Below are 11,235 nucleotides of genomic sequence, written 5' to 3'. Positions count from 1 at the left end.
GGCGACCTTCACGGCGCGGTGCGACCCGCGCGAGGCGCGCTCGCGGCAAATCTCACGGCCGCGCGTCGACCCACGCAACACCTCGGCTCTCCCTGCCGAGAGGGCAGCGAGGTCGACGCCATGAGCCCCTGCCAGCCCGAGCCACACACGTCCACGCCCGCGCCCGCGCGCAAGTCCACGCCGGAGGCGCCGGAGCCCCCGCCCACGCGCCGTGAGGGGCGCCCACGCGGCGTCTCCACCATGGAGTGCGCCTTCGCGCTCGCCACGGGGGCGCTCCTCGCGGCCGGTGCGCTGAAGGCCATCCGCCCCAAGGTCGCGCAAGCCTCCTCCGCGCGCGGGCACTTCTAGATGAGCACGCGATCGCTGCTGCGACGCAGGCGCGCACGTGGGCGTGGCGCCGCGCTGGCCGAGTTCGTCATCGCCGTGGTGCCGCTGCTCGCGACCTCGTTCGCGTTCTTGCAGCTCACGAAGCTCCAGACGGCCAAGCTCCTCCTCGGCCACGCCGCGGTGTGCGCCGCCCGCACGGCGGCCGTGAGCTCGAACGTCCACGCCAACAACCCCGGCGCTCGACCGGGCGACGCGGCCCTGCCCCAGCGCGCGGCCGACATGGCGCTCGCGCCGTGGATCGCGGCGCGCTCGTTCGACGACGTCGTGGTCGACGTCGCCGACGCCTCGAGCGACGCGGATCCCAGCGGGCCGGTGACCGTCACGGTGACAGCCAGCGTCGCGTGCGCCGTGCCCATGATGGGGCGCGTGCTCTGCCGGGGCCCCCGCAAGCTCCTGCGCGCGACGGCCACCATGCCCCACCAGGGCGCCCGCTACGAAGAGCCGGAAGGAGCCTCGCGATGACCTCGGACGCGCGTCACTCACATGCACACTGCACGCAATCGTCGGGCGCCGGTCTGCTTGCGGACGAGCGCGGCGCGATCATGGTCATGGGCCTCTTCTTCGCCTGCCTCCTCATCGGCGCCATGTGGTCGATGAAGGGCCTCGGCGACGCCATCCTCTTCCGCCACCGCATGCAAGAGGCCGCCGACCACGAGGTGTACGCCTCCGCCGTCGTGCACGCCCGCGGCATGAACCTCATCGCCGCGCTCAACGTGGTCATGAAGGTCATCGCGCTCATCTGGCTCGTGCTCTCCGTGCTGAAGGACCTGCTCGTGCTGGCGATCGCGCTGCTCACCGCGTGCGCGGCGGTGTGGGTCACGAGCGCGGTCTGCGCGCCGCTGCTCGGCACGGCGACGGCCGCCTACACGGCGATCGTGAACGCGCGAATCACCTACGAGCAGAGCGTGGTCAACGTGGCCCTGCCGCTGGTCTCCGGCGTCGAGACCGCCGCCGCGGTCGCCTACCCGTGGTACGCCTCCACCGCCGCCGCGGGCGTGGGCGCGACCTACAAGGCCGGCGCCATCGCGGTGGGCCCGTCGCACGTGCCGGGGCTCGCGTTCGACTCTCCCATGGACGGCCTGGCCGACGGGTCCGACGACAAGCTCGCCGCGCTCGGGTGCGAGGCCGAGCGCCGAGGCGCCGAAGGCAACGACTCGGGCGACGATCCGAAGCTCGGCCTGCCGGTCGTGAACGAAGAGAACAAGCGCCTCTGCGGGCTGGCCCAAGACCACATCACCGACTACTTCCCCCCGGCCCTCGGCGCGGTCCTCGGGTGGGTGGCGGGCGCGTTCACCGACGCCGGCGGCTACTGCGACGGCCACCCCTGGGAGACCCGCGCCCTCGGCTGGAAGCGTATGGTGAAGCCCGCGAAGAACGGCTCCGACTACCTGCAAGTGTGGGGTATGGCGCTCCCGGGGGCGTACGACGACGGCCACGCCACGAGCAAGGTGGCGCTCGGCCAAGGCACGAAGACGGGAATCCCCGAGTCGAGGCGACTCCGTGAGGAGCGCGCCGAGCCGGGCCCGTTCTTCGCGCAGGCCGAGTTCTTCTACGACTGCCGAGGAGCGTGGACAGCGAGCGCGTGCAACGGCGCCGCCGAGGACAGCCAGGCCACGTTCAACATGAAGTGGCGCGCGCGCCTCCGGCCCGTGTCCGCGCCGCGCGCAGGCTTCGGAGTGCGCGAGCTCTTCGCCCTCGCCGCCCGCCACCCGGGGCGCTTTGGCTCCCCCGGCGAGGCGCCGGACGCAGGCCGCCTGCGACACGGCAGCGCCTTCCTCGCGGGCGCGCTCGGCGACGCCCACGGGCGACTCCTCCATTGATTGCACTCTACAGCCACCATCCCCACAGAGCAGACCATGAGCCCACGAATCCTCTCTTCAGGCCCCGGACTTCATGCCATCGAGGCGCGCCTTCGACAGCGCACCGTGCGCCGCGGACGCGGGGCGGCGTTGGTCGAGGCGGCCGTGGTCATCCCTGTGCTCGTCGCGCTGCTCGGTGTGGGGATGATGCTCGCGCGGGCCTATTCGGAGAAGCTCGAGGCCAATCAGGCGATCCGCGCCTCCTCTCTCGACTACGCGAGCCATGACTGCGAGCGCACGGGGCTCCGCGGCGGCGCTAACACCACCCCAGGCGCCACGCGCGAGCTCGCCGCGCTTCCGGGACGTGAGCGCCCCACGCCCGGCGCCGCGGGCTCGATCGCACGAGAGCTCGAGAAGACCACCCCCGCGCTCTCGGGCCGCGCCGGCCACGCGAACGCGCGCTACGCCGATCGGGTGATCGACAACCCGCACCCCTCCCAGGCCACCGGGGGCTTCGGCTGGAAGCTCACGCTCCACGGCGAGCGCGCGGAGACCCTGTGCAACGACGCGCCACGAGAGGGCTCGATCGCGGGCCTCGCCGAGTACGTGCGCGACGAGGTCGCCAAGTAAGCTGTTCGCGCCTTCAGAGGTCGACGAGCACCCCAGGCCCCACGTAGGCCATCCACCCCGTAATCGGCACTTCGCCCGACAGCGTGCGAAACACGCCTATTTCGGGCACGAGCCGCGCGCGCGCCGCGACGCGCCACTCGAGGTTCACGAACCCGCCCAGCGAAAGCCCGTGCGCAGGATCGCCGACGGCCGGAAGGTAGTACCCGTAGATGAGGTGCGGGCCGACGTTGATGGACACCTTCTCGCTCACGGCGTGGCCGAAGATGATCGGCAGGTGGGCCCAGGTGAAGAAGGCGTTCGTGGTGAGCCCGGTGCGGGGCGTCCGCGCGACTCCCAACGAAGGCGCGACCGCGACCGGCCAGCTCCCCGAGAGCGCTCGCCACTTCAGGAGCGCGTCGAGGCCGAAGGGCGACAGCTTCAGCCCTGCGTCGAGGTTCGGGGCGAGCCCCCGGCGGAGCGCGAGCTGCACGTCGGCGCCCGGGGCCTTGGTCTTCTGCTCGGTGTCGACGAGCCCGAGCACGCCCGCCGAGGCCGCCACTTGCCACTCGCCCGGCGCGACCGGCGCCGTGCCCTGGTGCGTGGCGAGCGTCCCGCACGCCGTCGTGCCGAGCGCCGTCGCGAGCGCGAGCGCCGCCGCAGAGGCGCAGAGCAGACCTCGCGCGAAGGGCTCAAGGCTTCGGGTGTGCACGGAGGAACTCCACGAGGATCTCGTTGCCGAAGTCGCGCGTGACCCGGCCTATCCGGTCCTCGCCCAGGTAGCCGTGGCCGCTCGGCCAGGTGTGGCCGCCGCCCGTGACGCGGATGTGCTCGGTCGCCGCCGCGCAGCCCCGCCACCGCACGCGCACCGACCGGGTGCCGTCGGCCGGATCGCGATCGGGCAGCGGCGCCTCGTCGGTCCCGGCCTCGCACCCGTTGCGCAGCCGCCACCCCTCCATCGAGGGCGCCACGCCGACCTTCTCGCCGTCCTCGCTGAGGCACGACCGCCCGCTGGTCTCGTAGGCCCAGCAGGGATCTTCGGTGCCGTGGATGTGGAGCACGGGGACCGCGCCGGCGCACACGCCGCCCGCCGCCACGTGCTGGTTCGCGCCGCCGAGGGTCACGATCGACGCGACCCGCGCCGGCCGCTCGCAGGCGAGCCTGTGGCTTATCGCGGCCCCGTTCGAGAGACCCGTGAGGTGTACACGCTTTGGGTCGACGGGCACGACGCGGCCCACCTCGGCCAGCAGATCGTCGAAGAAGCGCACGTCGTCGACCCCCGAGGCGCAGGCCCCGCCGCTCGTGCAGTTCCACGGCCCCACGCCGCCGCCGGCGTTCCACGTGCGCACGTTTCGCGCGGGCCGCGAGCCGGTGCCGTCGGCGCGCACCAGCGCGAAGCCCGCCGCCTTCGCGACGGCCGAGAGGCACTCGGGCGCGTCGAGCTTCCCGTCGGGGCAGGTCACGCTGGCGGCCGAGCGGCGATTGCCCCCACCTCCATGAAATGCAAAGAGAATCGGGAGCGGCGAGCGACCGTCCCACCCGGCGGGCACCTCGAGATCGAAGCCCCGGTCGACCCACTCGGGCACTGGACACTCGAGGCTGTCGCCGGGCCGAACCGCGACGCCCGCGCACGGCTCGGCGCGCGAGAGACACGCGGAGGGGGCGCCCGCGAGCGTCACCACGGCGGCGAGCGCGAGCAGCCTCGTGGCGGGGACCATGCCCCCCAGTGTCGCGGCCTTCACGCGCCCACGCAAGCGGCCGTCGGCGGCCACGTCCTTCGCGTGTTCGCGGTTCGCGTCGTTCTGCCGCAACACTCCGGCCACGGCTGCCGAGAGGGGGGCACGCCTCGAAAGGAGCCTCCGTGCATCCCCTCCTCCCTGTCCTCGCCCTCCAGGCACTTCGCAACTTTCGCTCCCGGCGCTCGCTCGCCGCCGGCGGCGCACCCGAACCCCGCGTGGCCCACGGTCACCGCGTCCCCGGCGCGCTCCGCCTCGGCGCCTACGCGGCGGTCGCCGCGCTCGCCCTCGGGGCGATCGGCGCGCGCGCGGCCCACGCCGAGGCCGGCGGCGCCGCGCTCTCGCTCGGTCGTGAGCTCGGCGCGCTCGCGGCGGAGCGAGGCGACCCCGGCGGCGCGACGGTGAGGCTCAACGGCCAGGCCTTCCACGTCGCGGAGAGCGCGACCTCGCGCACCGTCCACGAGGCGCTCGACACGGTGGAGCGCGCCTGCCGCGAGCGCCCCGGCGCGCTCTCCGACCTGTTCGCCGCGGTGCCCGCCCGTGGCACCGCGGGCGGCCTCCCGTACGAGCTGCCCGCCTCGTTCACCCGCGGGATCGTGCGCAACGAGACCGAGCGCGAGGGCGTGGTGGTGTGCCTCGTGGACGGCGCGCGACGCCCGCTCCCGTCCGCGCTGAAGGCGTTCGCGGCGTCTCAGGACCTCGGCGACCTCGGCCGCGTGCGCTACGTCTACGCGCGGCGCGCGACCGACGGCGCGACGACCGCGCTCACGCTCGCGTGGACCGACGCGCACTTCGACCTGAAGAAGATCGGCGCAGGCGGCGAGGACGACGGCTCCGAAGGGCGCGCGCCTCGCCCACCCGGCGCGCGGCGCTGGCTCGTCGCCGAGGTCGACGGCACGCCTCACGCGACCCGCTTCTACGACACGCGCGCGCCCGTCGCCGACGTCACCGCGCACTACGACCGCGCCCTCCAAGACGCGGGCTTCCAGCGCTTCACCCCGGGGGCCCGCGAGCAGGTGCTGCGCGCTTACTTTCGCGCCGATCTGCACGTGTTGGTCGCGGTGAGGCGCGAGGGGGAGCGCACGGTCTTCGCGGTCACGGAGACGACGCCGCCCCGCGGCGCGGCAGCGTTCCACGCGAACGGGAAGGTCGTCGCGGACGCGAACGGGGAGGTGCAGCCGTGAGCCGCGCCCCCGTGCGCGCGGCCTTCGTCGCGGCCTTCGTAGGCACGCTCTGGGCGTCGCTCGCCTCCGAGCGCGGCGGCCTGCCGGAGGCCGAGGCCAGCGTGAGCTGCGCGCCGAAGTGTGAGCAGTACTTCGCCGCGTGCGTGAAGCAGGCCACCGAGAGGGCCAAGGTCAAGTCATGCCTCCAGTGCTGCAAGGAGACGGAAGAGCGCGCGATCGCGAACGCCGGCGCGCCGTCGGACGCCGAGGAGCTCGCGTCGCTCGAGGAGCTCAAGTTCTCGCGCTGCGTGACCGACCTCGACTCGACGATGCACGCGGAGTGGTTCTGGAACGGCTTCCCACGCACGGCGCGCGAGGCGGCCAGCTACGCCCCGGCCGTGAAGCCCGGCTCGGTGGGCGAGGCGCTCCAGAAAAAATACGGCAAGCCCTCCGCGCCGAGGCCGGGCGAGGCGCCCGCGCGCGTCGACGCGTCGGCCTGCACGAAGGGCTGCGCGCACCGCCCCCAAGAGGCGATCGCGCGCTGCACGGTCGGCCTCACGGCGTGCCGCAGGGCGTGCGCGCCGGCCGGCACCTCGTGCCCAAAGAGCTAGCGCAACCATTCGGAATCATGACACTTTTAGGCACCATGGGGGCCGGTGGCGTCGAACACCTTGCGCACGAGCTGGAGGCCGGCGGTCGACTCGCCGCGCGCCAGCCGCCAGACCTCGTCGAGCACCGCGCGGTTCACCGGGGTGGGCACCCCGTGACGCTCGCCGAGCGCGACGACCTCGCCGTTCAGGAAGTCGACCGCGGGGGCGCGACCTCGCTCGATCGCTTGGAGCATCGAGCTGCGCATTCGCCGGTAGCGGAACCCCACAGCGAGCAGCAGCCCGTGCTTCGCGAAGAGCCCGCTCGATCCGACGGCCTCGCGCTCCTCGGGGGTGAGCGCGATCCACTCGAGGTCGATCGTGCCCGACACCTTCTCGAGCGCGACGCCCTCACGGCGCGCGACCTCCACGGTCTCGGTCATGATCTCGAGGGCGAGGCGGCGGATGAAGCGGTGCTGCATGAGCGGGCCGAGGCGCTCGCCCGCGAGCGTGCCGATCGACGAGATGGCGCAGTTGATGGCGAGCTTGCTGAAGCGCTTGCCCCGAAGGTTCTGCGTCACCTCCACCGGGCCGATGGCCTCGAGCGCCTGGGCGAGGTCGCGCCCGTCGGCGTCGAGCGGGCGCCCGTCGTAGCGCCCGATCGTGAAGCCCCCGTTCGCGGTGCGATCGTACACGCCGGGCTCGGGCATCGCGCCACCCCACGCGACGACCGCGCCGTACACGCGGTCGCGGCCGCCCTCGCCGAGCACGGCCTCGACGCGCGGCTCGCAGAGGCCGTTCTGCAGGCACACCATCTTGCCGCTGGGGGCGAGCGCGCCCATCGCCTGACGCGCGGCCTCCTCGACCTGCGGGGGCTGCACCGCGAGGATGACGAAGTCGAACGGGCCCTCCGGCACGCTCCGCGCGATGACGCCAGGCACGGCGCGCTCGACGTCGTCGCCGCGGACGCGAAAGCCCGAGGCCGCCACCGCCGAAGCGATCGCGTCGTTGGTCGTCACGCACACGACGTCTTGCCCGGTCTCGAGGAGGTGGGCCGTCACGAGCCCTCCGAGGCCGCCGGCGCCCATCACGAGGAAGCGTGGTCCGCTCATCGTCGCGATACTACGCCAAGTCCGCGCGAACTTCGCCGCGGCGCGCGCGAAGCCGCTCGACACGCGCGGCGACCCCTGGTTGCCTCGCCTCATGGCGCTCGTTGGCATCCTGGGAAAGCCGTACGTCGACCTCGCTCCGTTCGTCGATCAGGCCGCGCTCGCGGCGCTCGACCTCGAGGTGTGCCTCGGCCTCGCGCGCGTCTCGACCTTCGTGACCGGAGGGAGCCACAAGAGCATGGGCATCGTGCCCGCGCACCTCGCCGACGACCCGTACGTCGACTACGGGCAAGCGATCGCCGCGATGAGCCGGGACGAGTTCATCCTCTTCGCGTCGCTCTCCGACACCCCACACCTGCTCGACCCCGACGAACGTGCAGACTACACCTTCGGCGAAGAGCGCGACTTTCCCCTGAGCCGGCGACAGGCCCGCTACCTCGAGTTCCGTTACGGCGTGTACTTTCCGTGGTCCACCTACCTCGAGCTCATGCCCGGCGGCACCTGGGACGAGGCGGCGCTCCCTGAAGGCAAGGCCTTCACGCGCGACGCGCTCGTGTACTTTCCACGCACCGTCGCGCTCGTACGCGCGCTGCCGCTCGCCTCGATCGGGAGCGTGAAGGTGCTCGGGCTCTCGGCGAACCAGCACGGCACGGTGCACCGCGATCGCGACCCCGCGGCGGGCCGCGCGCCCGACACGTTCGTCATGCTGTCGCCCATGTCGTGCGCCCGCGGCGGCCGCGGCAAGCGGCTCTTCCTGTGGGACGACGAGGAGCAGACCGAGCGCGTGGTCGAGAGCAGCGCCTACTGGTTCAACGACGCCGACTACCACGGCGTGCTGCCCGACCCGTACTTCCGCTACTCGCTCCGCGTGGACGGCGCCTTCACCCCCGAGCTGCGCGAGGAGCTCGGCCTGCCGAGGTGACGCACGCGCCGTAGAAAGTGCAGTGAGGCGCCTTGCGACGCCATACGACCGTGCACATTCTGGGCGGCGAGGAAGAGACGCGACGGAGCCGGCGCGCGCCAATACGGGGGCGCGCGGGCACCTCGGTCGAACCCACCAAGCACCGTCAGGAGGGCCCCATGAGCCTCGTACGCCGTGATCCGTTTCAAGAGCTGGAAGAGATGAGCACCCGACTGAACCGCTTCTTCGGCGCGCCCACGCAGCGCCCGTCCGACGCCAAAGACGCCATGACGGCGTTCGACTGGGCGCCCACGGTCGACGTCGCCGAGAGCGCCGACGAGTTCCACATCAAGGCCGACCTCGCCGGCGTCCCGAAGGAGAACGTGAAGGTCTCGGTCCACGCTGGCGTCCTCCGCATCGAGGGCGAGCGCCGGCAGGAGAAGGAGGAGAAGGGCAAGCGCTGGCACCGCGTCGAGCGCGCCTACGGCAGCTTCCTCCGCACCTTCACGCTGCCCGAGAACGTCGACGACGGGCGCGTCTCGGCCGAGTTCAAAGACGGCCTCCTGAACGTGCGCATCCCGAAGGCCGAGAAGGCCAAGCCGAAGGCGATCGACATCAAGGTCGGCTGAGCCGCCTCGCCACCTGGTCGCAGCTCGACTCGGGCGGTCCCCGCCCGGGTCGGGCCTCGGCGCGCGAGCCTGCAATTGCCGAGACGGCCGGGCGCGGGCTCGCTACTATCGAGCTGCATGGACACGGCCTCGCTCTACCGCCTCGGAGTGTGCTTCGCGCTCGCGGTCTTCCTGCTGGTGGTGCTGGAGATGTCGCTCCGGTTTTTCAGCAAGTCGCCGTCGCTCCGCCAGAACGAGAAGGCGCACAACCCGGCCAGCTCCCTCGTGCACGCGGCCGACGTCGTGGCGACGCTGCTCATCGCCTCGACGGTGGCAGGCGGGCTCGACAGCGACTCGGTGGGGAAAGACCTCCTGCACGCGAGCCTCCAGGGCGTCGCCGCGGAGCTGCTCTTCGTCGTGTGCTCGCGCGCCCAGGTGCGCTTCTTCGTCGCGGCCAAGCTCGGCGGTGAGATCGAGCGCGGCAACGTCGCGGCGGGCGCAGCGGCCGCCGGCCACTCGCTGGCCACGGGCATCCTCGCGACCACCGCGGTGGGCTCCGAGACCGCGCGCGACGTGGGGATTTCGCTCGTATTTTTCGTACTGGGGCAGGTCGCCCTGCTCGGGCTCGTGGCGCTCTTCCGCGCGCTCACCGTGTACGACGACGCCGAGGAGATCCTCGGCGAGAACGTCGCCGCCGGCCTCAGCTACGCGGGCATCGCCGTCGCCATCTCGCTGCTCGTCGCCCGCGCGACGGAGGGCGACTTCACGACATGGACCCAGTCGCTGGGCGCGTTCGCCCAAGTGCTCGCGTACGCGCCGCTGCTGTACCTCGTGCGGCAGTTCGTGGTGGGCAGCGTCGTCCTCGGCAACCGGCCGACCCTGCGCGGCGGGCCGCTCGATCGCGGCATCGCGGCGCGGAGCGTGGGCCTGGCCTCGCTGGAGGCCGCCACCTACCTCGGCGCGGCGCTCATCGTGGTGCGCCTGCCGTGATCGCGCGAACCACCCCGGTCACCCCGGTCACCTCGGTCGCCCCGGCCAGCGCGCCGCCGTCGCTGCCCGAGCGGCTCCTCGACGGCGGCCTCATCGGCGACCCGTACTTCGACGGCGAGCCGCGCTTCCGCGACGGCACGCTGGTCGTCGACGATCGCGACTACGACGCCATGTGCCGAGCGGCCGAGGCGGTGGTGCGGGTGCACGACGAGGCGGTGAGGCTCGTCGCCGACGACGAGTCGCTGCTCGACACGTTCTTCGAGCTAACCCCTTGCCAGAAGCTGCTCTGGCACGAGAGCGCGGCCTCCTGGCACGGCTACGCGCGCGCCGACATCTTCGACACGCCGAGCGGCTTCGTCGCGTGCGAGCTCAACTCGGACACCCCCACCGGCCACGCGGAGACCCTCGCGCTCGCGGCCGTCGCCCGCGAAGAGCACGCGGGCGAGCTCGCAAGCGGCGCGCTCCACGATCCCAACGCGGGCCTCGCCACGGCCACGCTCGACATGCTCGAGGCCTACGTCCAGCGCCGCCTAGGCGCCGACGCAGAGCGCACCGCCGGAATCATCTACCCTACGGATCTTACAGAAGATTTGCCACTCGTCCGGCTCCTCGAGGGCTGGCTCGGGGCGCGCGGGTACCGGGTCGCGTCGGGCGCACCGCAGAACCTCACGACCGCGCCTGACGGCCGGGCCGCGCTCTTCGGCGAACCCTGCTCGCTCCTCGTGCGGCACTACAAGACCGACTGGTGGGGCGAGCGGTTCCCCGTGTGGATGGGCGACGCGCCGTTCGACGCGCCGCTCCCGCTCGCGGGCCCGCTCGAGGTGCTCGCGCGCGCGGAGCTCGGAGGTCACTCGGTGGTCGTGAACCCGTTCGGCGCGGTGCTCACCCAGAACAAGCGCATGCTCGCGTTCCTGTGGGAGCACCTCGATCGCCTCTCCGAGGAGGGGCAGGCGACCGTGCGCGCCCACATCCCCGAGACTCTCCGGCTCGAGTCGGTGCACCCCGCGCTGTTGTCCGTCGAGCGCGAGTCATGGGTGTTGAAGAGCGACTACGGCTGCGAAGGCGACGAGGTGGTCGCCGGGTGGGAGCTCTCTCAGGCAGACTGGGACCGCGCCCTCGGGCTCGCGCAGGCGGGGCGCTGGGTGGTGCAGCGCCGGTTCCATCCTCGATCGCAGCCGGCGCCACCGCGGGCGCCTCGCGCCGTGGGGGTCGCCGGCGAGGCGGTCAACTACGGCGTGTACGTGGTCGCCGGCGCCGCCGCGGGGCTCTACGCGCGCGTGCACGTCGGCGCGACCGACCGCGCCGCGCAGAGCGTGGCCGTGCTCGTTCGGAGGGCGCCATGAACCGCC

At 72.8% G+C, this 11,235-nt stretch carries 12 protein-coding genes; 9 read left to right on the top strand and 3 right to left on the bottom strand.

The annotated features are described in order from the left end of the window. Positions 1-120: 120 nt before the first annotated feature. From IPQ09_11935 to IPQ09_11920, 4 genes are read left to right on the top strand one after another with little or no spacing between them, the layout of a single operon-like run. On the top strand, positions 121-348 hold the full coding sequence (locus tag IPQ09_11935) for a hypothetical protein (GenBank protein ID MBL0194915.1): 228 nt from the start codon (positions 121-123) through the stop codon (positions 346-348). Beyond that, positions 349-849 (top strand): hypothetical protein, encoded by a 501-nt coding sequence (locus tag IPQ09_11930; GenBank protein MBL0194914.1) that lies wholly within the window; start codon positions 349-351, stop codon positions 847-849. Then, positions 846-2,207 carry a hypothetical protein gene (locus IPQ09_11925; GenBank protein ID MBL0194913.1) on the top strand — a complete coding sequence of 454 codons (1,362 nt, stop codon included), beginning with the start codon at positions 846-848 and terminating at the stop codon, positions 2,205-2,207. The genes IPQ09_11930 and IPQ09_11925 overlap by 4 nt, the downstream gene beginning before the upstream one ends. A gap of 36 nt (positions 2,208-2,243) precedes the next feature. Next, positions 2,244-2,816 (top strand): pilus assembly protein, encoded by a 573-nt coding sequence (locus tag IPQ09_11920; GenBank protein MBL0194912.1) that lies wholly within the window; start codon positions 2,244-2,246, stop codon positions 2,814-2,816. Between the two features lie 13 nt (positions 2,817-2,829). On the opposite strand, the gene IPQ09_11915 is transcribed toward IPQ09_11920, so the two are convergent. Both IPQ09_11915 and IPQ09_11910 read right to left on the bottom strand, forming a co-directional pair. Then, positions 2,830-3,504 (bottom strand): hypothetical protein, encoded by a 675-nt coding sequence (locus tag IPQ09_11915; protein ID MBL0194911.1) that lies wholly within the window; start codon positions 3,502-3,504, stop codon positions 2,830-2,832. Beyond that, complete coding sequence (locus IPQ09_11910) at positions 3,485-4,606, bottom strand: hypothetical protein (protein MBL0194910.1); 1,122 nt, start codon at positions 4,604-4,606, stop codon at positions 3,485-3,487. Before IPQ09_11910 ends, IPQ09_11915 begins: the two co-directional genes overlap by 20 nt. 47 nt (positions 4,607-4,653) lie before the next feature. Between IPQ09_11910 and IPQ09_11905 the strand changes: the two genes are divergently transcribed. Next, positions 4,654-5,712 carry a hypothetical protein gene (locus IPQ09_11905; GenBank protein MBL0194909.1) on the top strand — a complete coding sequence of 353 codons (1,059 nt, stop codon included), beginning with the start codon at positions 4,654-4,656 and terminating at the stop codon, positions 5,710-5,712. Then, the gene (locus IPQ09_11900; GenBank protein ID MBL0194908.1) at positions 5,709-6,302 is read left to right on the top strand and encodes a hypothetical protein; all 594 of its coding nucleotides are present in this window, start codon (positions 5,709-5,711) and stop codon (positions 6,300-6,302) included. The genes IPQ09_11905 and IPQ09_11900 overlap by 4 nt, the downstream gene beginning before the upstream one ends. Before the next feature lie 26 nt (positions 6,303-6,328). Here the strand turns inward: IPQ09_11900 and IPQ09_11895 are convergent, their stop codons facing one another. Further along, positions 6,329-7,390, bottom strand: a complete 1,062-nt coding sequence (locus IPQ09_11895) for a 2-dehydropantoate 2-reductase (protein MBL0194907.1) — start codon at positions 7,388-7,390, stop codon at positions 6,329-6,331. 91 nt (positions 7,391-7,481) lie between these two features. On the opposite strand from IPQ09_11895, the gene IPQ09_11890 reads away from it, so the two are divergent. From IPQ09_11890 to IPQ09_11880, 3 genes are all read left to right on the top strand, one after another. Next, positions 7,482-8,309 (top strand): hypothetical protein, encoded by an 828-nt coding sequence (locus IPQ09_11890; GenBank protein ID MBL0194906.1) that lies wholly within the window; start codon positions 7,482-7,484, stop codon positions 8,307-8,309. Positions 8,310-8,467: 158 nt separating this feature from the next. Continuing rightward, entirely contained in the window at positions 8,468-8,917 is a 450-nt protein-coding gene (locus IPQ09_11885) for an Hsp20/alpha crystallin family protein (protein MBL0194905.1), read from the top strand. Between the two features lie 749 nt (positions 8,918-9,666). Further along, entirely contained in the window at positions 9,667-11,229 is a 1,563-nt protein-coding gene (locus IPQ09_11880; protein MBL0194904.1) for a glutathionylspermidine synthase family protein, read from the top strand. Positions 11,230-11,235: the final 6 nt, after the last annotated feature.

The organism is Myxococcales bacterium (assembly GCA_016720545.1).
Lineage (GTDB): Bacteria > Myxococcota_A > Polyangia > Polyangiales > Polyangiaceae > JAAFHV01.
The sequence above is the reverse complement of the archived record's forward strand: the minus strand, read 5'-3'. Positions and strand labels throughout refer to the sequence as shown.

Coding starts and splice junctions, on each gene's coding strand:
- IPQ09_11935 (MBL0194915.1), top strand. CDS start 121: ATGAGCCCCTGCCAGCCCGAGCCACACACGTCCACGCCCGCGCCCGCG.
- IPQ09_11930 (MBL0194914.1), top strand. CDS start 349: ATGAGCACGCGATCGCTGCTGCGACGCAGGCGCGCACGTGGGCGTGGC.
- IPQ09_11925 (MBL0194913.1), top strand. CDS start 846: ATGACCTCGGACGCGCGTCACTCACATGCACACTGCACGCAATCGTCG.
- IPQ09_11920 (MBL0194912.1), top strand. CDS start 2,244: ATGAGCCCACGAATCCTCTCTTCAGGCCCCGGACTTCATGCCATCGAG.
- IPQ09_11895 (MBL0194907.1), bottom strand. CDS start 7,390: ATGAGCGGACCACGCTTCCTCGTGATGGGCGCCGGCGGCCTCGGAGGG.
- IPQ09_11890 (MBL0194906.1), top strand. CDS start 7,482: ATGGCGCTCGTTGGCATCCTGGGAAAGCCGTACGTCGACCTCGCTCCG.
- IPQ09_11885 (MBL0194905.1), top strand. CDS start 8,468: ATGAGCCTCGTACGCCGTGATCCGTTTCAAGAGCTGGAAGAGATGAGC.
- IPQ09_11880 (MBL0194904.1), top strand. CDS start 9,667: ATGGACCCAGTCGCTGGGCGCGTTCGCCCAAGTGCTCGCGTACGCGCC.